The sequence below is a fragment of the Streptomyces sp. GMY02 genome, assembly GCF_019056675.1.
Lineage (GTDB): Bacteria > Actinomycetota > Actinomycetes > Streptomycetales > Streptomycetaceae > Streptomyces > Streptomyces odonnellii.
The window spans coordinates 5,661,820-5,683,022 of sequence record NZ_CP077658.1; the positions used below are offsets into that span (position 1 = coordinate 5,661,820).

Annotated in this window: 16 protein-coding genes; 7 read left to right on the forward strand and 9 right to left on the reverse strand. The window is 70.7% G+C overall.

The genetic code is table 11. The annotated features are described in order from the left end of the window. Positions 1 to 270: 270 nt before the first annotated feature. Together KQY30_RS23930 and pepN are read right to left on the reverse strand one after the other, a co-directional pair. Positions 271 to 1,341 carry a hypothetical protein gene (locus KQY30_RS23930; RefSeq protein WP_217308589.1) on the reverse strand — a complete coding sequence of 357 codons (1,071 nt, stop codon included), beginning with the start codon at positions 1,339 to 1,341 and terminating at the stop codon, positions 271 to 273. Positions 1,342 to 1,522: 181 nt separating this feature from the next. Continuing rightward, positions 1,523 to 4,147, reverse strand: coding sequence for an aminopeptidase N (gene pepN, locus KQY30_RS23935; protein ID WP_217308590.1), 2,625 nt, complete (start codon positions 4,145 to 4,147; stop codon positions 1,523 to 1,525). A gap of 204 nt (positions 4,148 to 4,351) precedes the next feature. Between pepN and KQY30_RS23940 the strand changes: the two genes are divergently transcribed. Next, positions 4,352 to 4,975, forward strand: coding sequence for a DsbA family protein (locus KQY30_RS23940; RefSeq protein ID WP_302185336.1), 624 nt, complete (start codon positions 4,352 to 4,354; stop codon positions 4,973 to 4,975). 164 nt (positions 4,976 to 5,139) lie between these two features. Here KQY30_RS23940 and KQY30_RS23945 read toward each other — a convergent pair whose 3' ends face one another. After that, a complete protein-coding gene (locus tag KQY30_RS23945) occupies positions 5,140 to 5,781 on the reverse strand; it encodes a superoxide dismutase (RefSeq protein ID WP_217308592.1) in 642 nt (213 codons plus the stop codon). Positions 5,782 to 6,041: 260 nt separating this feature from the next. On the opposite strand from KQY30_RS23945, the gene KQY30_RS23950 reads away from it, so the two are divergent. The 4 genes from KQY30_RS23950 to KQY30_RS23965 all read left to right on the forward strand — a co-directional run bounded on the left by KQY30_RS23950 (position 6,042) and on the right by KQY30_RS23965 (position 9,631). Next, complete coding sequence (locus tag KQY30_RS23950; RefSeq protein ID WP_217308593.1) at positions 6,042 to 6,626, forward strand: biotin transporter BioY; 585 nt, start codon at positions 6,042 to 6,044, stop codon at positions 6,624 to 6,626. Between the two features lie 139 nt (positions 6,627 to 6,765). Continuing rightward, positions 6,766 to 7,254: a ribose-5-phosphate isomerase gene (locus tag KQY30_RS23955; protein ID WP_046501248.1), complete on the forward strand. Its 489-nt coding sequence runs from the start codon at positions 6,766 to 6,768 to the stop codon at positions 7,252 to 7,254. Between the two features lie 112 nt (positions 7,255 to 7,366). Further along, positions 7,367 to 8,251: an Fpg/Nei family DNA glycosylase gene (locus tag KQY30_RS23960; protein WP_217308594.1), complete on the forward strand. Its 885-nt coding sequence runs from the start codon at positions 7,367 to 7,369 to the stop codon at positions 8,249 to 8,251. A 78-nt stretch (positions 8,252 to 8,329) separates the two neighbouring features. Continuing rightward, positions 8,330 to 9,631, forward strand: coding sequence for an aminotransferase (locus tag KQY30_RS23965; RefSeq protein WP_217308595.1), 1,302 nt, complete (start codon positions 8,330 to 8,332; stop codon positions 9,629 to 9,631). A gap of 74 nt (positions 9,632 to 9,705) precedes the next feature. On the opposite strand, the gene KQY30_RS23970 is transcribed toward KQY30_RS23965, so the two are convergent. Beyond that, the gene (locus tag KQY30_RS23970; protein WP_217308596.1) at positions 9,706 to 10,941 is read right to left on the reverse strand and encodes a GNAT family N-acetyltransferase; all 1,236 of its coding nucleotides are present in this window, start codon (positions 10,939 to 10,941) and stop codon (positions 9,706 to 9,708) included. Between the two features lie 104 nt (positions 10,942 to 11,045). Between KQY30_RS23970 and KQY30_RS23975 the strand changes: the two genes are divergently transcribed. After that, positions 11,046 to 12,191 carry a PP2C family protein-serine/threonine phosphatase gene (locus KQY30_RS23975; protein WP_217308597.1) on the forward strand — a complete coding sequence of 382 codons (1,146 nt, stop codon included), beginning with the start codon at positions 11,046 to 11,048 and terminating at the stop codon, positions 12,189 to 12,191. 262 nt (positions 12,192 to 12,453) lie between these two features. Here KQY30_RS23975 and KQY30_RS23980 read toward each other — a convergent pair whose 3' ends face one another. From KQY30_RS23980 to KQY30_RS24000, 5 genes are all read right to left on the reverse strand, one after another. Then, positions 12,454 to 13,707 carry an MFS transporter gene (locus KQY30_RS23980; protein ID WP_217308598.1) on the reverse strand — a complete coding sequence of 418 codons (1,254 nt, stop codon included), beginning with the start codon at positions 13,705 to 13,707 and terminating at the stop codon, positions 12,454 to 12,456. A 149-nt stretch (positions 13,708 to 13,856) separates the two neighbouring features. Continuing rightward, entirely contained in the window at positions 13,857 to 15,152 is a 1,296-nt protein-coding gene (locus KQY30_RS23985) for a DegT/DnrJ/EryC1/StrS aminotransferase family protein (protein ID WP_217308599.1), read from the reverse strand. Then, positions 15,146 to 16,201 (reverse strand): NAD(P)-dependent oxidoreductase, encoded by a 1,056-nt coding sequence (locus KQY30_RS23990; protein ID WP_254407301.1) that lies wholly within the window; start codon positions 16,199 to 16,201, stop codon positions 15,146 to 15,148. The genes KQY30_RS23985 and KQY30_RS23990 overlap by 7 nt, the downstream gene beginning before the upstream one ends. Positions 16,202 to 16,632: 431 nt before the next feature. Beyond that, positions 16,633 to 17,493 carry an oxidoreductase gene (locus KQY30_RS23995; protein ID WP_217308600.1) on the reverse strand — a complete coding sequence of 287 codons (861 nt, stop codon included), beginning with the start codon at positions 17,491 to 17,493 and terminating at the stop codon, positions 16,633 to 16,635. 82 nt (positions 17,494 to 17,575) lie between these two features. After that, positions 17,576 to 18,157 carry a winged helix-turn-helix domain-containing protein gene (locus tag KQY30_RS24000; protein WP_217308601.1) on the reverse strand — a complete coding sequence of 194 codons (582 nt, stop codon included), beginning with the start codon at positions 18,155 to 18,157 and terminating at the stop codon, positions 17,576 to 17,578. 190 nt (positions 18,158 to 18,347) lie between these two features. Between KQY30_RS24000 and pstS the strand changes: the two genes are divergently transcribed. Then, the gene (gene pstS, locus KQY30_RS36670) at positions 18,348 to 21,137 is read left to right on the forward strand and encodes a phosphate ABC transporter substrate-binding protein PstS (RefSeq protein ID WP_254407302.1); all 2,790 of its coding nucleotides are present in this window, start codon (positions 18,348 to 18,350) and stop codon (positions 21,135 to 21,137) included. Positions 21,138 to 21,203 lie beyond the last annotated feature (66 nt).

The following is a 21,203-nucleotide window of genomic DNA, read 5'->3' on the forward strand; positions in this document are numbered from 1 at the left end:
TCGCCGGACGGGCTCTATTTGTGCCCCCGGCACCGGCGTCGGCCGGTCCGTCCTCAATCGCCGGACGGGCTTGTTTTTGCCGACCGGCGCCGGGTGCGGGCAAATTCAGCCCGTCCGGCGCCGGGTGCGCATCCGGCGTCGGTCGCGGGCAATTCCAGCCTGTCCGGCGATTGAGGACGGAACCGTTCGCCTGGACGCCGGGCGATCATTGCGCCCGGCCGCAGGCCGGAAAATCCCAGCCCGTCCGGCGATTGAGGACGCGCGGGGGGCCTAGCGCGGTAGGGCCAGGAGCTTTGCCGCCGGGTCCCTCGCGTCCGCCGTCATCAGCGCCGTCCGCACCACCGTCGCCTGTTGGTCCAGCGATTCGCGCAGTTTTCGCGGGGTCAGATGCACCACCGTGATGCCCAGCCGCTCCAGATGCTCCCGCTTGCGCACCGCCTCCGCCCACCCCGCCCCGTCGTCGTCCTCGTCCGCCGCCGCCCTCGTGTCCAGTTCCACCGCGACCGCGAACTCCGGCCAGTACGCGTCCACGGTGCCCAGCTTCGCGCCGCCCGGCAGGCGCAGTTCGACGTTCCAGACCGGCTCGGAGAGCCCGTACGCGCGGACCATTTCGTACAGGCGGCCCTCCGCCAGCGTCCGGCCCTCCGCGAGCAGGGTGTCCACGGCCTGGACCACATGGGGCCGGGCCAGCAGCCCGGACAGGGTGAGTTCCCGTACCACCACGGCCGGTTCGCAGTGCCCGCCCCGTACCGCCTCGGTCAGCACCGCGACCACCGTGCGCGCCTCGGAGAGGTCCGCGATCGCGTCGGCCACCGCGCGGGCCACGGGCGCCACCGGCAGCCCGGTGACCTGTTCGGGCCGGGGCAGGGCGTGCGCACGGATGAGCCGGGCGCAGCCGGTGGACCGCAGCCGCCGGGTGCGGGGGACCAGCACGTCGATACGGTCCAGCGAGAGCAGCCCCGGCGAGGAGGAGAAACCGTACAGCGCCAGCGCCGCCGGCCCGGTGATCATCACGGAGTCGTACGCGGGCGCGTCCGGCCCCGCCTGAGCGGGCACCGGCACCGCCTTCGCGGCCGGCCGCCCCGCGTACAGCAGCACCGCGCGCAGCCGCTCCTCGCTGGTCGGTGTCCCCGGGTGCAACAGGAAGACCCCCGGCAGCAGTTGCTGCCAGGGGCCACCGGGCCGGCACTCCGCGGCGGCCCGGGGACCGCCCACCCCGTGCTCACGCAACTGCGCGAGCGTGAGCACACGGCGGCGCACATCGCGGGACGCGGAGAGATCGCCGAGCGGAGCCGACGAGCCGGAGGACAGGGGGGCGAGGGGGGTGGTGTTGTTGTTCATGCCCCGGTCATCCCCGGCTTCGGCCGCTCCTCTAACCCCCTGTTACGACTTCGTCGACAAAAATGGACAAGCTCGGCCTAAAGTACGGGCGTTCGACTGCCGATGATGCGCGACTCGTCGTACGAATCAGACGGGCCGCACATCCCCGCGCGCGCCCCCGATCACGCCGCCACGCCCCCGATCACGCCACCCCGTCCCGCTCCGCCGCCCCGTCCCGCTCCTGCGCCCGCAGCGCCCGTGCCAGATCGTCCCCCGCCTCCAGCACCAGCCTGCGCAGCGCCGGCGCCGCGTCCTCGTGCGCCGCGAGCCACGCCTCCGTGGCGTCCAGGGTCGCCCGGTGCGCCTGGAGCGCCGGGTACAGCCCCCGCACCACATGCATGGCGATCTGGATCGAGCGCTCCGCCCACACCCGCTCGATCACCTCGAAGTAATTCGCCGCGTACGGCGCGGTCAGCTCCTGCTGCCCCGGCCGCGCGAACCCGGCGATCACCGCCTCCACCAGCGCGTTCGACAGCGCGTCCGACTCGACGACCTGTGCCCACGCCTGTGCCTTCACCGCCGCCGAGGGCCGCGCCGCCAGACACCGCACCTGGTGGCGCCTGCCCGACGCCGTGTCGTCCAGGGCCAGTTCCGCGTCGATGACCGACTCGTCCGCCGCGCCGTGCGCGGCCAGCGGCTCCAGGAACGCCCAGCGCAGCTCCTGGTCGACGTGAAGTCCGTCGATCTTCGCCGTACCGTCCAGCAGCCCGCGCAGGAACTGGAGGTCCTCCTCCGACGCCGCGATCGAGGCGAGGAACCGCGCCCAGGTGAGCTGGTGCTGACTGCCCGGCTCGGCCGCACGCAACTGTTCGAGCGCGTTCCCCGACAGCAGCCGCCGGCCGTGCTCGCGCCACTCCGGCGCCACGTAGTGGGTGAGCGCCGACCGCGCCCAGGCGTGCACCATCTGGAGCACACCGATGTCCGTCTCGCGGCCCGCGTGGGCGAGCACCAGGGCGATGAAGTCCCGGGCCGGCATGCGCGCGTCACGGGTGAGATTCCAGGCCGCGGACCAGCACAGCGCCCGGGCCAGCGGATCGCTGAGATCGCCGAGGTGCGCGCGCAGGGTGTCCAGCGAGGCCGTGTCGAAGCGGATCTTGCAGTACGTCAGGTCGTCGTCGTTGACCAGGATCAGATCCGGGCAGTCGGCCCCGGCCAGCCCGGGCACGTCCGTACGCGGCCCGTCGACGTCCGCCTCGGCGCGCGCGTACCGTACGAGCGCGCCCTCCGGCGTGTGCCGGTACAGCCCCACCGCGACCCGGTGCGGCCGCAGCTCCGGGTGCGATCCGGCCGCCTCCTGCACCACCGCCAGTTCGGTGATCCGCCCGTCGTCGCCGTAAGCGGCCTGCGGGGTGAGGGAGTTGACCCCGGCGGTCTGGAGCCAGGACCGCGCCCAGCCCGCCATGTCCCGCCCGGAGGTCTCCTCCAGTACGGACAGCAGATCGCCCAGCTCGGTGTTCCCGTACGCGTTCCGCTTGAAGTAGCGCCGGGCGCCCTCCAGGAACGCGTCCTGTCCCACGTACGCCACGAGCTGCTTCAGCACCGACGCGCCCTTGGCGTAGGTGATGCCGTCGAAGTTCAGCTTGGCGTCCTCCAGATCACGGATGTCGGCCGTGACGGGGTGGGTGGACGGCAACTGGTCGGCGCGGTACGCCCATGCCTTGCGGTTGTTGGCGAAGGTGATCCAGCCGTCGGTGAAGCGGGTCGCGCCGACGAGCGCGAACGAGCCCATGAAGTCCGCGAAGGACTCCTTCAGCCACAGGTCGTCCCACCACCGCATGGTCACCAGATCGCCGAACCACATGTGCGCCATCTCGTGCAGGATCGTCGTCGCCCTGCGCTCGTACGACGCCCGCGTCACATAGCCGCGGAAGATGTACTCCTCGCGGAAGGTCACCAGACCGGGGTTCTCCATCGCGCCGAGGTTGTACTCGGGCACGAACGCCTGGTCGTACTTCCCGAAGGGGTACGGGTAGTCGAAGTGGTCGTGGAAGAAGTCCAGGCCCTGCTTGGTGATCAGGAAGATGTCGTCGGGGTCGAAGTGGCGGGCGAGCCCCTTGCGGCACATCGCGCCGAGCGGGATCTCCAGCACCGTGCCGTCCTCGAACGTACGGCGGTACGAGTCGGTCACATAGTGGTACGGGCCCGCCACGACGGCCGTGATGTACGTCGAGATCGGCGCGGTCTCGGCGAAGTGCCAGACGCCGTCGGTCAGGGTGCCCGCGCCGTTGCTCCAGACCGTCCAGCCCTCGGGCGCGGTCACCTCGAAGCGGTACGGCGCCTTGAGGTCCGGCTGCTCGAAGTTGGCGAAGACCCGGCGGGCGTCGGCCGGCTCGTACTGCGTGTACAGATAGACCTCGCCGTCCTCCGGGTCGACGAAGCGGTGCATGCCCTCGCCGGTCCTGCTGTACGCGCACTGCGCGTCCACCACCAGGACGTTCTCCGCCTGGAGGCCGTCCAGCGCGATACGCGAGCCGTCGAAGACCGCGGCCGGGTCCAGGTCCGTGCCGTTGAGGGTCACGGAGGTGACGACGGGCGCGATCAGGTCGGCGAAGGACGAGGCGCCGGGGCGTGCGCAGCGGAACCGGATGGTCGTGACCGAGCGGAAGGTCCGGGGACCGGCGGGCGCGGCGGTGTCCTCCGGAGCAGCGGCCTCGTCCGGGGCGCCGTCCACCGCCGAGCGCAGGTCGAGGCGGACCTCGTACCCGGTTACGGACAGCAGGCCGGCCCGTTCACGGGCCTCGTCGCGGGACAGGTTCTCACCGGGCACGGTCACTCCTTCGTGGCTCGCCGCGTGGCTGGCGGTGCTGGGGGCGCCTGGCAGTGCTTGTGGCGCTGGGCGGCGCTTGTCTCGAACCCGGCGATCCTCCCATGTGTGCCCGGCCGGCGGCAGCGGGGAATGCCCCCGGCCGTCCGGGGCGTTCTCGCAAGGAGGTGTATCCGAGATGTGTTCACCGCCTTCATGAGGAGAGTCATGTCCGAGAAGACCCCCGTCGACTTCTGGTTCGATCCGCTGTGCCCCTGGGCCTGGATGACCTCACGCTGGGTGCTCGAAGTGGAGAAGGTCCGCGACATCGAGGTGCGCTGGCATGTGATGAGCCTGGCCGTGCTGAACGAGGACAAGGACGTGCCCGAGGAGTACCGCGAAGGGCTCGCCAAGGCCTGGGCCCCGGTCCGTGTGGTGATCGCCGCCCAGCAGAAGCACGGCGACGAGGTCGTCGGCAAGCTGTACACCGCGCTCGGCACCCGTTTCCACAACCGCGGCGAGGGCGCCACCCGCGAGGCGATCGCCGGGGCCCTGGACGAGGTCGGGCTGCCGGCGGACCTGATCGATTTCGCGGACTCCGACGCGTACGACACGGAGCTGCGCGCCTCCCACAAGGAGGGGATCGACAAGGTCGGCCAGGAGGTCGGCACCCCGGTCATCGCGGTGCCCGGCTCGGACGGCGAGCAGATCGCCTTCTTCGGCCCGGTCGTCACCCCCGCGCCCAAGGGCGAGGAGGCCGCGAAGCTGTGGGACGGCACGCTGATGGTGGCGTCGATCCCGGGCTTCTTCGAGATCAAGCGGACGCGGACGCAGGGGCCCATTTTCGACTGACCCGCCCGGCGGTGGACCGGTCCGCGCGTTGATCCTTTACGCGGAAGGACCCTTTACGCGGGGCGCCTTGCGCGGAAGGGCCCCCACGAGTCACGTCCTCGTGGGGGCCCTTCCTCATTCCGTCCGCCCGTGAAGGCTGAGAAGACGATCACGAGCAGGACGCCTCAGGGCGCGAGCAGCAGAATGTTCGCGCGCTCCTTGGCGGCGGCGTGGCGCTTCGCCACGTCCTGCCAGTTGACGACCCGCCACATCGCCTCGATGAAGTCGACCTTCTGGTTCTTGTACTGGAGATAGAAGGCGTGCTCCCAGGCGTCGAAGACGAGGATCGGCACCGAGCCCTGCCCCACATTCCCCTGGTGGTCGTAGATCTGCTCGACGATCAGCCGCCCGCTGAGCGGCTCGTACGCGAGCACGCCCCACCCCGAGCCCTGCGTGGTCGCCGCAGCCTTGGTGAGCTGCGACTTGAAGCCCGCGAACGAGCCGAAGGACGCCGTGATGGCGTCCGCCAGCTCGCCGACCCCGTCCTCCGCGAGCGGTTCGCCGCCGCCGTCGCCGGTCATGTTGTGCCAGTAGATCGAGTGCAGGATGTGGCCGGAGAGATGGAACGCGAGGTTTTTCTCCAGCCCGTTGACCGCCCCCCACGCCTCCTTGTCGCGCGCCTCCGCGAGCTGGTCGAGGGCGTCATTGGCGCCCTTCACATAGGCGGCGTGGTGCTTGTCGTGGTGCAGCTCGATGATCTGCGGGTTGATGACCGGTTCGAGCGCTGCGTAGTCGTACGGGAGTTCAGGAAGCGTGTACGTGGCCATGTGTCCGAGCCCTCCGACCTCTTATTGCAAGTCTTATGCATGTGCACGCTAGCAGCAACACGCATGGCTGCGTGCCGTGGCACTTTGTGTCACCCCCGACAAGCCCCTGACCTCCGCTTTGTGGACGACTGACGGTGATTCGGCGTGAACCGGTGGGTTACGGTCGGGCAGTCCCGGCGCACCCGTCAGGACCGACCCTGGTGGACGCACCTGTTCCGCCGCGTCACCTGCCCGCCCGCCCTCTCGACCCCGGAGCCCCCATGACCACCGCCGCCGCAGCTCCCCGTACCGGAGCGGTCCTCGCCGATCTGCTCCCCGCCACCCGTGCCCGGGACATCGCCCTGGTCGTCGGCGGTGCCGTGCTCACCGGACTGGCGGCGCAGCTCTCCGTACCGGTCCCCGGCTCCCCGGTGCCCGTCACCGGCCAGACCTTCGCCGCGCTGCTGGTCGGCACCTCGCTCGGCGCCGGCCGCGGCTTCCTCGCGCTCGCCCTCTACACCCTCGCCGGATCGGCGGGGCTGCCGTGGTTCTCGGCCGGCTCGTCCGGCGCGGGCGGGGCGTCCTTCGGCTATGTCCTCGGGATGCTGCTCGCGGCCACGGCGGTGGGCGCGCTGGCCCGCCGTGGCGGCGACCGTTCCGTACTCCGTACAGCGGGGACGATGGTGGCGGGCTCCGCGATCATCTACGCCGTCGGCGTCCCGTACCTGGCCGTCGTCGCCGGTCTGTCACCGAGTGCCGCGATCTCGGCGGGGCTGGTGCCCTTCCTCCTCGGCGACGCGCTGAAGGCGGCGCTGGCGATGGGGGCGCTGCCGGCCGCCTGGAAGCTGATGGGCCGCCGCGGCTGACCCGGTGGGCCCGTGCCGGGAAGGTGCTTTCCGGAGCGTTCACGGAGCCCTTGCGGAGCGTTTCCGCGGGGTCGCGACGCCCTTACGGTCCGCGACCCCGCTGACCGCTGCCCGGCGTCCCGCGTGCCACACTCGGATCATGCGCGTGTATCTCGGTTCCGACCATGCCGGCTTCGAACTCAAGAACCATCTCGTCGAGTGGCTCACCGAACACGGCCACGAGCCCATCGACTGCGGCCCCCACATCTATGACGCCGAGGACGACTACCCGCCCTTCTGTCTGCGCGCCGCGGAGCGTACGGCCGCCGACCCGGACAGCCTCGGCGTCGTCATCGGCGGCTCGGGCAACGGCGAGCAGATCGCCGCGAACAAGGTCAAGGGGGTACGGGCCGTCCTCGCGTGGAGCGAGCGTACGGCCGCTCTGGGCCGCGAGCACAACAACGCCAATGTGATCTCGGTCGGCGGCCGGATGCACACCCGCGACGAAGCGGTCTCGTTCATCGAGGTCTTCCTCAAGACGCCGTACTCGGGTGCGGAGCGGCACACGCGCCGGATCGAGATGCTCACGGAGTACGAGGCGACCCACGAGCTGCCGCCGATCCCGGCGCACCACCCGCAGAAGGACTGACCAGCCGTACACGTGCCGCCGGCGGGACCGTGGCCCGGCGGCACTGTCATGCCCGTGGCCACCAGACCAGCCCGTACAGAGCACCGTACAGAGCAGCAGAACAGGAGAGACCGTGCCCGAGGGGCATACGATCCACCGCCTCGCCGAGGACCATCTCGACCGCTTCGGAGGCAGGCCGGTACGGGTCAGCAGCCCGCAGGGCAAGTTCTCCGACAGCGCGGCCCTGCTCGACGGCCGGGTCTTCGAGCGCGTGGACGCTCACGGAAAGCACCTCTTCCTCGGCTTCGGCGGCCCGGACGGCAAGGACAGCCCGGACGGCGGCGGCCCGGACGGCGGCGGCGAGGACGGCAGCGGCGAGGACCTGGGCTGGGTCCATATCCATCTCGGCCTCTTCGGCAAGGTCGCCTTCGGTGCCGCGCCCGCCCCGCCGCCCACCGACGCCGTCCGGCTCCGGCTCGCCTCCGCCACGGCGTACATGGATCTGCGCGGCCCCACCACCTGCGCCCTGATCACCGCCCCCGAGAAGCGCGCGATACACGACCGCCTGGGCCCGGATCCGCTGCGCCCCGCCGACGACGGCGAGAAGGCCTGGGCGCGGATCTCCCGCTCCCGTACGACCGTTGCCGCGCTTCTGATGGACCAGAAGGTCATCGCGGGCGTCGGCAACGTCTACCGCGCCGAGGTCCTCTTCCGCCACGGAATCGACCCGTACCGCCCCGGCAGGGACCTCACCCGCCGCGAGTGGGAGGCGGTCTGGGCGGACCTGGTGGCGCTGATGCGTGAGGGCGTACGGAACAACCGCATCGACACCGTCCGCCCCGAGCACACCCCCGAGGCCATGAACCGCCCGCCGCGCGTCGACGACCACGGCGGCGAGGTGTACGTCTACCGCCGCGCCCGGATGCCCTGCCACCTCTGCGCCACCGAAATCCGTACGGCCCCGCTCGCCGCCCGCAATCTCTTCTGGTGCCCCGTCTGCCAGCCACCAGTAAACTGAACGAATCGCATAAATCGAATAAGCGGTTGAGGAGACACCGAGTACGAAGGAGTCCTTATGTCTCCACAGTCGGTAACCATGCTCGAACCCCACACTCCTCTCTATCTGGCAAGCGAACCGCATGTGATCGTCCGTGGCGAAGGCGTGCGGGTATGGGACAGCGAAGGCCGTTCCTATCTCGACGGTCTCTCCAGCATGTTGTGCGCGAATCTCGGCTACAGCGAGCCCCGGCTCATTCAGGCGGCCACGGATCAACTGGCGAAGCTGCCGTTCTACGCGTCGTACGGACACCGCACCACCGATGTCGCACTGGCTCTCGCCGAAGACCTCGCCCGGATCTCCCCGCTGCGGATGGGGCGTACGTTCTTCGCCAATTCAGGAGCCGAGGCGAATGACAGCGCGTTCAAAATCGCCTGGTACTACCACCGCGCTCTGGGACGTCCCGAGCGGGTGAAGATCATCTCCCAGACGAAGGGCTATCACGGCACCACCGTGGCCGCGGCATCGGCCACCGGTATCAGCCATATTCACGAGGGATTCGGTCTTCCCCTGCCGTATTTCCTGAAGGTGCCCTGCCCCGATCCTCTTTCGCCGCAGGCCCAGGGCATGACGAATGATCAATTCGTCGACTGGCTTGTCGCGCAGTTGGAGGATCTCATCAATGACGAGGGCGCCGACACCATCGCCGCGTTCATCGCGGAACCCATAATCGGCGCCGGCGGGATAATTATCCCGCCCCCGGGCTATTACCATCGGGTCGAAGAGGTGCTGGCCCGTCACGACATCCTGTTCATCGCCGATGAAGTCATCACCGGATTCGGCCGTACCGGTTCGATGTTCGCGACGACGGAATTCGATCTGACTCCGGACATGATCACTCTCGCCAAGGGGCTCTCCTCGGCCTACATACCGATCTCCGCCGTCATGCTGGAGAAGCGAGTGGTCGACGCACTGGTCAAAGGCTCCGCCGAACTCGACGGATTCGGGCACGGCTTCACCTATTCCGGACACCCCGTGGCCGCGGCCGTGGCGCGTGAGTCCCTCGCCATTCTCAGGGAGCGGGACATCCCGGGCTATGTACGGACGACCGCGCCGATGCTGGCGGACGGACTCGGGGCCTTTCGCGGCGCGGAGCTGGTCCGTGATGTACGGGGCCACGGCTTCCTCGGCGCCATCACCTTCGACCCGTCCGCCGCCGGGACGGCGGCCGGTGAACTGGGCACGGCCCTGATGGCCCGGTCGGCGGAACACGGCCTGCTCATACGGGCGATAGGCGACACCATCGCCTTCGCGCCCCCGCTGATCAGTTCCGACGCCGAACTCAAAACAATGATCGACTGCTTCGGCGCGGCGTACCAGGACGTTCTCAACGGACTGTAGGGCCGGGACCGCGAGGCCCGGACCCGTCAGCCCCGGCGGGACCCGGCCGGCCCCGGCCGGGCCGCCGGGCGGCCTCAGAAGCCGTGGGGGAGCCAGGGGGCCGGGTCCGAGGAGAAGGCCGTGGAGGCTTCGGCGAGGGCTCCCGGGCGGTGTTCCAGGACGCGGCCCGCCTGGGACAGGGCGGTCAGGGAGATGCCGCCCAGGTACGCGGCGCCCAGGTCCGCCACCGACAGGGTCAAGTCCGCGGTGTCCGTGGTGCGTTCGCACGTCGCGCCCTTCGCGTCGCCCGCCAGCCGCCAACGCCCCTCGTTCCAGGGGCAGAAGCCGTCCTCCACCGCCAGGACCACATCGACCGGAGCCCGGTACGTACGGGCCTCCAGCGCCGCGCCGACCTCGACCAGCCGTACGTACAGCGAGTCCCGCAGCACCAGCCCGCAGCGGCGGATGTCCGAGGCCAGGTACTGGAACGCGTCGTCCTCCGGCCGGTTACGGGCACGGATCGTCGACGTCAGATCGATATCGGCGAGGAAGCGCCACAGCGACGCGTACGCCACCGGGTCCAGCGCGTACAGGTCCTGGAGTTCGATCGTCCCCTTCGGTCCGGAATTATCCCAATCAGGGCGACTTCGGAAGAGTGTGAATCCCACCACCTTGCCCGCCCGTTCCGCCAGTACGCACCGCAGCGCCGACGCCCCGTCCAGCTCCTTCTCGGCGTCCGCCACCGGCAGCCGCTCCCAGCCGGGCCGACGGGCGAGCATCCCCGGCCGGGCGGCGACCTCCGCCGCGTACACGGCCTCACAGGCCTTCTGTACGGCCGGATCCCCGGGCCGTACCGCGCGCAGCCGGATGTCCTCCGCGCCCTCCGGCACCTCGAACCGCACCCGCGACGTGTCGATGTCCGCGAGGAGCTGGCGCGTCGCCGCGCCGTACCCGTACCGGCCGTAGATCGGCGGCTCCGACGCCGTCAGCACGGCGAGTGATTCTCCCCACGTCCGCACATCGTCGAGCTGGCGGCGCATCATCGAGGTCAGCACCCCGCGCCTGCGGTGCGTCGCCGCCACGCTGACCATCGTGACGCCCGCCGCGGGCACCAGCGCGCCGCCCGGCACGGACAGCCGGAAGCTGAACGCCCCTGCCGTGCCTACGCATTCGTCCCCGTCCCAGACCCCGACCGACCGCTCGCATTCGGTCAGCGACTCCATCAGCGCGCGCTTCTCAGGCGACTCCACGAGCCCTCCGAAGGCGACTTCCAGTGTCCGGTACCAGTGGTCCCATTCGGCCGGATTCAGTACCCGCAGCTCAGTAGTCATATGCCATCAGTAGCAGGATGATGTCGACGAAGCGACCCGATTTCGAACGCAATGTCTCGGGGTCCCCCTGCACGCCCGTCGGCCGGATCGGTAGGGTCCACACGATGGCCGGTGTCGCGCGAGCGGAGTCTTATTCGGCCCGGTTGCGCAGGAAGCTGCACCGGGTCCGCAACAGCGTGCGAAAATCCGGCGTCGACTACTTCCGGGGCGACGGCTCCGACTGGATCGCCCTCGCCGGCCTGTTGCTGACGATTCCGGCGATCACGCTCACCACCATCGCCTTCCCCGTCTGGTGCGCGCCCTCCGCGCTCGTCCTGCCCATCGTGGCGGGCGGCGTGCTGCTGCGGCCGTCCAGCCTGCTCAGCCTGTACGCCGCGGCGGCCGCCGCGCTGATCGTCGAGTCGATGGTCCTCGGCCCGTATCCGGACGGCCCCGCCCGGGTCACGCCCGGCACGGTCCTGGTGGTGGCGGCCTGCGGTCTGTTCGGTTTGCTGATCGCGCAGTTCAGGGCGCGCGTCGGGGTGCCCTGGCGGCGTGGCGGAACGATGCTCTTCGACCTGCGCGAGCGCATCCGCGTGCAGAGCGCCCTCCCGCGCCTGCCCAAGGGCTGGCACCGGGAGATGGCGCTGCGCCCGGCGGGCGGCCAGTCGTTCTCCGGCGACTTCGTCGTGGCGGCCCGTACGAACGGCGGGCGCACGCTCGAAGTCGTCCTCACCGATGTCTCCGGCAAGGGCATGGACGCGGGTTCGCGCGCCCTGCTGCTCTCGGGCGCCTTCGGCGGGCTGCTCGGCTCGCTCCCGCCGCACGGCTTCCTGCCGGCCGCCAACGGCTATCTGCTCCGGCAGGACTGGGACGAGGGGTTCGCCACCTCCATCCATCTGGTCCTCGACCTGGACTCGGGCGACTACGAACTGCTCTCCGCCGGGCATCTGCCCGCCCTCCAGCTCCACGCGGGCAGCGGCCGGTGGGAGGAGAAGTCGGGCGAGGGCCCGCTGCTGGGGGTGTACGACGGGGCGCAGTTCGACTCGGCCAAGGGCACACTCCGGCCGGGCGATGTGCTGATGCTGTTCACGGACGGCCTGGTCGAGGCGTCGGGCCGGGACCTCGGCGAGGGCATCGACCGGCTGACGGGCGAGGCGGACCGATATGTGGCGCCGGGGTTCCGGGGCGCGGCATGGCACCTGATCGAGGCGGTGGCGAAGGACGTGAACGACGACCGCGCGCTGCTGCTGATCTGCCGGGAGACGTAGGCCCCGGGGCGCCAGGGCCCGGGACCCCGGGCCGGGCCCCGCGAGCCCGGCAAGATCGGCGAGACACCCAACGCGGCGAGGTGCCGCCCGCCGCGGCAGCGGCTGCTGTCACTGCGGCATTGCGGGCCCGCGAAGATCCGCCGGACAGGGCCTGCCCCAAGGCCTCCCGGGCCGTCTCAGGGCCGCGCGGTGGCCGGGAGCGGGCTGCGGCTGCGCGGGGCCGGTCGGGGCGAGGCTTCCTTCTTCAGAGGCTCGTGCCGCGTCAGCGGCGGCGCAGGCTGAGCGAGAGGAGGGCCATCACGCCCATCAGCGCGGGCAGCACGAGCATGGCGGCTCGCAGGTCCACCGCCTCGGCGAGGCCGCCGATGACGGGCGGCCCGGCCAGGAACCCGACGTACCCGACCGCCGAGACCGCGGCGATCGCCGGACCCGGACGGTCCGGCCGGAGCCCGGCCGCGTGGCTGAAGACCACGGGGATCACCGCCGCCATGCCCAGCCCGAGCAGCGAGTAGCCGGCGAACCCGGCGGCGGTGGTGGGCACGGAGATCGAGACCACCGCCCCGGCCGCGGCGACGAGGGCGCAGCCGAGGGTGAACCGTACGGTGCCGGTACGGGCACGGATCCGGTCGGCGCAGAGGCGCCCGACGACCATGCCGGCGGAGAAGAGCGCGAATCCGATGCCCGCCGCACCGGGCGACGCGCCGGTCACGTCGTGGAGATAGACCGCGCCCCAGTCGTTCATGACACCTTCGCCCATCAGGGCGCAGAACGCGACGAGTCCGGGGATCCACAGCCCGGCGCTGGGCAGGGCGAAAAGAGGACCGGCGTCCTCGGCCCGCCCCTGCGGCTCGGGGATCAGGGCGGTGGCCGCCCCGGCGACCACCACGCACAGGACGAGCGCGGTCATCGTGAAGTGCGGGCGGGTACCGATGCCCGCCGAGGCCGCGAGACTGCCGGCCACGGCGCCCGCGATCCCGCCGAGGCTGAACATGGCGTGGAATCCGCCCAGGATGTTGCGTCCGTAAGCACGTTCGACCAGTACGCCCTGGGTGTTCATGGAGACGTCGACGGCGGTGTTGCCACAGGCGAACAGGGCCAGCGCCACGGTCAGCGTCGGCAGGTCGGGGGCGAACGCCAGACCGGTCAGCGCGGCCAGATAGACCGTCATACCGGCGAACAGCACCGCCCGGCTGCCGTACCGGGCCACCAGACCGCCCACCAGCGGAAGGCCGAGGAACGCCCCGCTGCTCAGCCCCACCAGCGCCACCGCGAGCTGCCCCTCGGACAGCCCGAGCCGGTCCTGGATCGCGGGGACGCGCGCGGCCCACGTGGCGAAGGCCGCCCCGGTGACGAAGAACACGGCGCACACGGCCACGCGCGCCGCGCGCGGGGGCGTGTGCGTGGGCGCCGAGGGGGGAGGACCGGACTCCCCCGGCCGGGAGCCGGGCCGGGGGGCCGTCTCCGCGCCCGGTAAGCCCGAGGTCAGGTCGTGCGTCGCGTCTGGCTTGTTTCCCATGGAGTCGTGCGTCCTTCTGTTCGGTCCGGTCGATGCGTGCCCCCGGCAGCCCCCGGCAGTCTCCACTGCCGGGGAACTGCCGGGGGACACCCCGCCGCCGCTCCCCGCGGCGCTCTACGGAGCGTCCGGCCCGCCGCGGCGGGCGAGGTTCAGGCCATGCCGCGGGCGAGCGAGATGAGCGCGTCGCGTTCTTCCACGAGCACCTTGTGGAACACCTCGGCGAACATCAGCATGGTCCGTTCGTCGTTCGGCGGCCCGAGGGAACTGAAGCTCTGCCCGAGGACCAGTCTGCGCCGGCAGATCTCCTCGGCCACCGGGTACTCCTCGGGCCGGTAGGCGTGTCCCGCGGCGGCGTGGCCGCAGGACCACGGGCAGCCGCGTCCGTAGCCGCGCATCTCCTGGAACAGGGTCTGGGCCGGGACGGGCTGCGGCTGCCAGCGCATGATGCCGAGCCCCTCCGCGTTCACCGCCCGCGCCAGCGCGTCCCGGAACGCCTCCACCGGGATGTCGTCCAGACCGAGGTCCTCCGGCTGGACCAGCAGCGGGTAGAAGAAGTACACGTGTGTCAGGCCGTCGGGTATGACGGGCGGTCTGATGCCGGGGATGCCGGCCAGTGCCGTTGTGAGCGCCGCGCCGTTCGCCTCGCGGATCCGTGACATCTCAGCCAGACGAGTGAGCTGGGAGCGGGCGAAAGCCGCCGCGAGGACGTCGATCCGGTAGTTCCACCCCATGATCCGGGCGTTGTAGTCGCGGCCCTGGCCCGGCAGTTCCTCGCCGAACATCAGCACCCTCCGGGCAAGCCGGTGCTCATCCGCGTCGCGGGTCGCGAACAGTCCCCCCTCACCGAGGGCCGAGAGGCATTTGGAGCCGTTGAGGCTGGCTCCGCTCATGGACCCGAGACCGCCCACCGGCCGGCCGTGATACGTGGCACCGTGGGCCTGCGCGGCGTCCTCGATCAGGTGCAGACCATGGCGGTCGGCGATCCCGCGCAGCGCGTCGTAATCGGCGGGCAGACCGTTGAGGTCGACGGCGATGATCGCGCGGGTACGGTCCGTGATCCGCGCCTCCACCAGGCCGGGGTCGATGTTGAACGTCTCGATGTCGGTGTCGACGAAGACCGGTATCGCGTTCGCCTGGAGGACGCTGGACGCCGAGGCGAGAAAGGTGTCCGCGGGTACGAGCACTTCGTCGCCCGGCTCGACGCCGGCCGCCGCGATCGCCATGTGCAGTGCGGCGGTTCCCGAGTTGGCGGCGAGGACATAGGGCATCCCCGTGAACTGCGCCCAGGCGTCCTCCAGTTCCTGTACGGCCTTCATCGGCCAGTGCCATGGAGTCGCCTGGTCGAGGGCGCCGAGCACGGCCTTCCGGTCCTCGTCGAGGATGTGCGGCCACGGTGCCACCGCGCCTTCGGGGATGACGCTCCCGCCCCCGTCCAGTGCTAGCACGACGCCACCGCTTCCGCCGCGCCCGGGCTCGCCGCCAGACGCCTCCTCGGCGGCGGCTCCCTGCGGAAGACCGCCTTGGCCGTGGGCAGTTCGGGGAAGCGGCCCAGCTCCTCGGCGAGCGCGGTGAGCCCCGCGTCCAGGGTGACCTGCGGTTTGAACCCGAGGGCGGTCAGGCGTGAGATGTCGGCGACCAGGGTGAAGCTGTCTTCGAGACTGCTGTTGTCGGCCTCCAAGCGCGCCGGCCGGCCGGTGGCCCTCGTCACGGCTTCGGCCAGTTCACGCATGGACACGTCCGTGCCACTGCCCAGGTTGTAGATCTCGCCGTCCGTCCCGCGGTCGGCGAGCGTGATGAGCGCGCGGCACAGATCGTCGACATGGATGAAATCCCGTGTCTTGCGGTCGATGTCCCCGACGACCGGAATCGGCAGGTCGTTGAGATGCCAGCGAAGGAACTGGGACACTTCGCCACCGGCCTGACGCGGGTCCTCGCCCGGACCGTAGATCACGAAGGACCGTCCGATGACGGCCGGCAGTCCGGTGGTTCGGTGCAGGCTGCGCAGTGTGAGTTCGCCCGAGAGTTTGGAAGCGCCATAGGGCAGGAACGGCCCTGTGGGATGGTCCTCACGTATGGGTGCGTGCTGCGGAGTGCCGTACACAATGGCGGAGGAGAGGTAGACCAGCCGCCGCACTCCGAGTTCGAGCGAGGCGTTGCCGACGTTGCAGGTCGCCAGCGCGTTGAGATGAAAGTCGTGACGCGGTTTCTCGACGGACAGTGTCCCGCTGGCGTTTCCCGCCAAGTGGAAGACGGCGTCGGCTCCCTGGAGGGCGAGAAGTGTCTCGCCGTAGTCACGTAAGTCGGCGCGTACATGCCGGACGCCGGGCAGCGAAGCGATGTCCTCGCCGAGAACGGCGTGGTCGACGACGGTGACCTTCTTGTCCAAGCGGCTCAAGGCTGTGACGAGATGGCGCCCGACGAACCCGGCTCCGCCGGTCACCACCACCTCTTCGTACTCCCGCAGAACGCCGAACGTGTCTGATGTGTGGATCAAGGTATCTCCCGCATTGATGGTGCCCTTGCTTTTGCGAAGACTTGACCATGCAACGCGTTGAAGTTCCTCAGACGCAAGCGGATATCTGGGAATGGCCAATTGATGACCCTGGCATCCGGCGGGGAATGTTCTGTTCCATTCATGCGCTCTTCATCGGCGGCCGGGAATTTCTACGCCGGGAAACCCGCTTCGCGCCCGCGCGCCCGCGGTGCGCTTGGCGCGACGCCGGGATGTGAATCCGCAAACTCGCCTGAGTAATTCCGCTTTCTCGTTGACCGCTCCCGGGTGACCACTCCCGGATTTTGCTTCGAGTGGCGCTGTTTCTCGGAAATCTTTCTCATTCGAACGGATGTGGAGATTCTGAAGGCCTTTGTGAAGCGGGGGCAACGGATGTGCGGGGGAGCGGAATGAGGCGCCGGGGCGCCAGGGGGTTACGAAGCGGTCGCCGACTGGTCGGCGTGGTCGGTCGCGACTGCCACCGCTCGCCAGGCGTCGAGGTCCTTCCGTACCTGATCGAGCTTGGCCGATACGCGCTCCACACAGTCCGCGCCGAGCTGGAACCGCATCGGCGGTTCGGTGCCCTCCGGCAGTTCCGCCAGATCGACGATCGCCGCCGCGGCCTTGGCCGGGTCGCCGCGCTGCGCGTGGTTGTACGAGGCGGGGACATCGCGGGTGGCGCCGGAGGTCGTCGCATAGTCGTCGATCGTGTGAGGCTCGGTGTGCAGGCTCGTACCGTCCAGGAAGTCCGTACGGAAGCCGCCCGGCTGAACGATCGTGACGCGTACGCCGAGGGGCGCCAGCTCCGCCCGCAGCGACTCGGACATGCCCTCCAGGGCGAACTTCGTCGCCGCGTACAGGCCCCATCCCGGGGAGCCGGTGAACCCGCCCACCGAGCTGATGTTGATCACATGCCCGGAGCGCTGGGCGCGCAGCGCCGGCAGGACGGCGCGCTGGGTGGTGAGCACGCCGAAGAAGTTGGTGTCGAACACCGCGCGGGCGGCCTCGTCCGAGACCTCCTCGGCGGCGCCGATCAGCCCGCGCCCTGCGTTGTTGACGAGGACGTCGATCCGGCCGAAGCGGGAGACTGCGGCGTCCGCGGCGGCCCGGACGCTCGGTTCGTCGGTGACATCGGCTGCGAGGGCGAGAAGGGCGTCGCCGGAGTCCGGGAAGGCGCGACGGAGGGCGTCCAGATCGCGTCCGGTGGCGGCGACCTGATGGCCGCGGGCCAGGGCTTCCCGGGCGATGGCGGCGCCGAGGCCGCGCGAGGCGCCGGTGATGAACCACACACTCATCTTGTTACTCACTCACTCTCTGGGGGTTTTACGGGCTGTACGGCCGGTCCACGGTGTCTACGGGCGGCCTGGTACGGCGCGTCTAGGGGCGGCCCGGTACGGCGCGGGTGAAGGTGAAGACGGTGCCGCGCTCCTGGCCGTCGTCGGGCAGTTCGCGATCGGCCCACCGGTCGACGACCGCGCCGATCTCGGCGGCGAACTGCGCGAGTTCGGCGTCGGTGACCCGCAGCCACGCCTCGTTCGAGAACGGCCCCAGCGGCCACCGCGCCTGCTCGGCCTGCGGCCGGTCGGCCCAGCGCCGTACATGCCCGGTCTGCCGTTCCAGATTGAGCGAGTCGACGGCGTGCGCGACGGCCTCCCCGGCGGCGTCCTCGGCGAAGTCCGCGGAGGACCAGCACAGTTTGGGTGTCGTACGCCGCCACCACCGCTCCCGCCGGTCCCGCGCCAGCTCCGGCGCCTCCTCGATCAGCCCCGCCTCGGCCAGCGCCCGCAGATGATGACTGACATTCCCCACGGCCTCCCCGGTCTGCTGCGCCAGCCCACTGGCGGTCGCGGGCCCGTCGAGCTTGAGCAGATCGAGCAGCCGCCGCCGGGCGGGATGGGCCATGGCGGCGAGGACACGGGAGTCGGTGATGGAACGGTCGCGGTCGTCGTGGTCGGACATGCGGACGAAGTTATATCCACAAGAGCTGTTGTGCAATGTTCGTTGTGCAACACCTCTTGCGGAAGTGCCGAGGCCTCAGCGCTCAAGGGGCCCAACACCCTTGGGGGCGAGTCTGGTTCGCGCCCGCTGTCCGGGGATCGGTACGCTCGCGGGCGGCACTTGCCGGGCGGAAGCGGGGGAGTGGGGGGCCGTGGTGAAAGCTCTGGCGGTGGGGGATCCGGAGTCGGTGGGGCCCTATCGGCTGACCGGGCTGCTGGGTGTCGGCGGGATGGGCCGGGTCTATCTCGCGGCCTCGCCCGGCGGGCGGCAGGTGGCCGTGAAGGTCATCCGGCCCGAGCTGGCCGACGAACCGGGCTTCCGTGAACGGTTCGCCCGCGAAGCCTCCGCCGCGCAGGCCGTCAGCGGCGCCTTCACCGCCGCCGTCGTCGGCGCCGACCCGCACGGCGAGGCGCCCTGGCTGGCCACGCTGTACGTACCGGGCCTCTCCCTCGCCGAGGCGATCGGGCGGCACGGCCCGCTGCCCGAATGGTCCGTGTACGCCCTCGGCGCCGGCCTCGCCGAGGCGCTCCAGGCCATCCACGCCGCGGGGCTGATCCACCGCGACCTCAAACCCTCCAACGTACTGCTCGCCTCGGACGGCCCCCGCGTCATCGACTTCGGCATCGCCATGGAAGCCGGTTCCGACGCGCTCACCAGCACCGGCCTCATCGTGGGCACACCGGGGTTCATGGCCCCGGAACAGTTCACCCGCCGGAACGTCGGGCCCGCCGCCGACGTGTTCTGCCTGGGCGCGGTACTGGCCTTCGCGGGCACCGGGCGCGGGCCCTTCGGCACCGGCTCGTCCCACGCCATGGGCTATCGCGTCGTCCACGAGGAACCGGATCTGTCCGGGCTGCCCCCGCGCGTACGGGATGTCGTCGCCCGCTGCCTCGCCAAGGATGCCGACGCCCGACCGACCGTGCCCCAACTCCTGCACGAACTCGCGGGACTTGTCGCCGCCGGGCCCCAACCCGAAGCAGACGCAGCGCCGTTGACCACCGACCGTACGCAGACCCTGGCCCTCGCCCTGCGCGAGTCCCCGTGGCTGCCCTCGCCGCTCGCCGCGGCGGTCGGACTCGCGGATGCGGATACGGGTACGAGTACGGCGGGCGGTACGGGTACGAGCAGCGGTACGGGTACGACTCCGCCCCCGGCCCCCGCACCGCCCGAGCCCGCCCCCGCCGAGCCCACACCGACCGCGCCCGCCGCCCCCGGCACCCCGTCCCCGAGCGCCGACACCGCGCCCGCCGCCCAGCCGGTCCCGATGGACAAGCCCCCGGCCGACGAGCCCGCCCCGGCCGAGAAACCGGCCTCCGCCGAGACCACCAGGATCGTTCCCGCCGCGCGCCCCGCACCCGCCAGGCCAAGGCCCGTCCCCGCGACCCCCGCGCCCCGGCCCGCGGCACGCCCCGCACCGGACGGCGACTCCTCCAACGCCCTCCCCGACGCCCGTATCTCGCCCACCGCCCAGCCCCGGACCTGGTTCCGCAAGCACCGCGCCCGGGTACTCATCGGCGCCCTCCTCGTCGCCGCCGTGGCCTCCCTCACCCCGGTCCTCAACGACGCGTTCTTCGGCAAGGGCAATGCGAACGACCCGGGCAGCTCAAGCGGCGGCCAGTCCGGCCAGTCCCCGGACACCACCGGCGGCTCCAGCAGTCCCGATGCCAAAGCCTCCTCCTCCGCTCCCGTCTGCGCCGACAGCGGCCAGACCCTCCTGGCCTCGGGTTCAAGCGGCCAGAGGGACGCCATCGACGCCTGGGTCAAGGACTACACCGCGGCCTGTCCCGCCACCCAGATCAACTACAGCGCCAAAGGCTCGGGTGCCGGCATAGCCGAGTTCCTCCAGGGCACCACCGCTTTCGCGGGCTCCGACTCCCCGCTCGATCCGGCCGAGGCCGAGCAGTCCAAGGAGGTCTGCCAGGGCGGCGGTACGGGCATCAACCTGCCCATGCTCGGCACCCCGGTCGTCTTCGCCTACAACCTCGCCGGCGTCGACGACCTCGTACTGGACGCTCCCACCCTCGCCAGGATCTTCGCCGACGAGATCACCACATGGAACGACCCCGCCATTGCGGAACTGAACCCGACCGCCGCGCTGCCCAACAAGCCCATCACGGCGTTCCACCGCTCCGACGAGTCCGGCGTCAACTTCACCCTCGGCACGTTCCTGGTGGCCGCCGCCGGGTTCGAGAACTGGCCGTACACCGACGGCAACAGGTGGAACGCCCCCGGCGGCCAGAGCGTCGCCACCTCCGGCGGACTCATGGAACAGGTCCAGCAGACCGACGGTGCGATTGGTTACGCGGAGCTGAGTTACGCGGCCAACCGCAGCCTGAACACCGTCAAACTCGACACAGGTGCCGCCGAGCCCGTAGCGCCCACCCCGGCCACCGCCTCCCAGGCCCTCGCCGGCGCCCGGGTGGCCGGTACGGGCAAGGACCTGGCTCTGGACCTCGACTACACGATCGCCGCCAAGGGCGCGTACCCCCTCCTCGGTGTCACATACGAGATCGTTTGCGACACGGGCAACCGGGCCGCCACCCTCGGCGCCCTGAAGTCCTTCCTGACCTACACCGCAGGCACGGAAGCCCAGCAAACACTCGCCGGACTTGGCTACGCCCCCTCCCGGCTCCCCTGGCGGCCAAGGTCAGGGAAACCACCGGGTCCATCGCCTGAGCACTGCGGTCCTGCGCGGATCCGAAGAAGACCGGCTTCCGTGTGCTTGCGGGCCCGAAGGAGGGGCAAGCGCAGGTCCAGGAGGTTGATGACAATGGTTCCCCTGCTTCTGGTACTTCTGCTGGCACTCATCCTCTTCGGCGCCGGATTCGCCCTGAAGGCACTGTGGTGGATCGCGGTCATCGTCGCCGTCGTGTGGTTGCTCGGCTTCGTCGTGCGCCCCGCGGCCGGCGGTGGTCGCAGGGGTCGCTGGTACCGCTGGTAGACGCCTGCGCGAGCGTCGACTTGGGCCCGGCACCTGTGGATCGGGTGTATGATCATCTCGTAACTC

Coding starts and splice junctions, on each gene's coding strand:
- KQY30_RS23930 (WP_217308589.1), bottom strand. CDS start 1,341: ATGAACAACAACACCACCCCCCTCGCCCCCCTGTCCTCCGGCTCGTCG.
- KQY30_RS23940 (WP_302185336.1), top strand. CDS start 4,352: ATGTCCGAGAAGACCCCCGTCGACTTCTGGTTCGATCCGCTGTGCCCC.
- KQY30_RS23945 (WP_217308592.1), bottom strand. CDS start 5,781: ATGGCCACGTACACGCTTCCTGAACTCCCGTACGACTACGCAGCGCTC.
- KQY30_RS23950 (WP_217308593.1), top strand. CDS start 6,042: ATGACCACCGCCGCCGCAGCTCCCCGTACCGGAGCGGTCCTCGCCGAT.
- KQY30_RS23955 (WP_046501248.1), top strand. CDS start 6,766: ATGCGCGTGTATCTCGGTTCCGACCATGCCGGCTTCGAACTCAAGAAC.
- KQY30_RS23965 (WP_217308595.1), top strand. CDS start 8,330: ATGCTCGAACCCCACACTCCTCTCTATCTGGCAAGCGAACCGCATGTG.
- KQY30_RS23970 (WP_217308596.1), bottom strand. CDS start 10,941: ATGACTACTGAGCTGCGGGTACTGAATCCGGCCGAATGGGACCACTGG.
- KQY30_RS23975 (WP_217308597.1), top strand. CDS start 11,046: ATGGCCGGTGTCGCGCGAGCGGAGTCTTATTCGGCCCGGTTGCGCAGG.
- KQY30_RS23980 (WP_217308598.1), bottom strand. CDS start 13,707: ATGGGAAACAAGCCAGACGCGACGCACGACCTGACCTCGGGCTTACCG.
- KQY30_RS23995 (WP_217308600.1), bottom strand. CDS start 17,493: ATGAGTGTGTGGTTCATCACCGGCGCCTCGCGCGGCCTCGGCGCCGCC.
- KQY30_RS24000 (WP_217308601.1), bottom strand. CDS start 18,157: ATGTCCGACCACGACGACCGCGACCGTTCCATCACCGACTCCCGTGTC.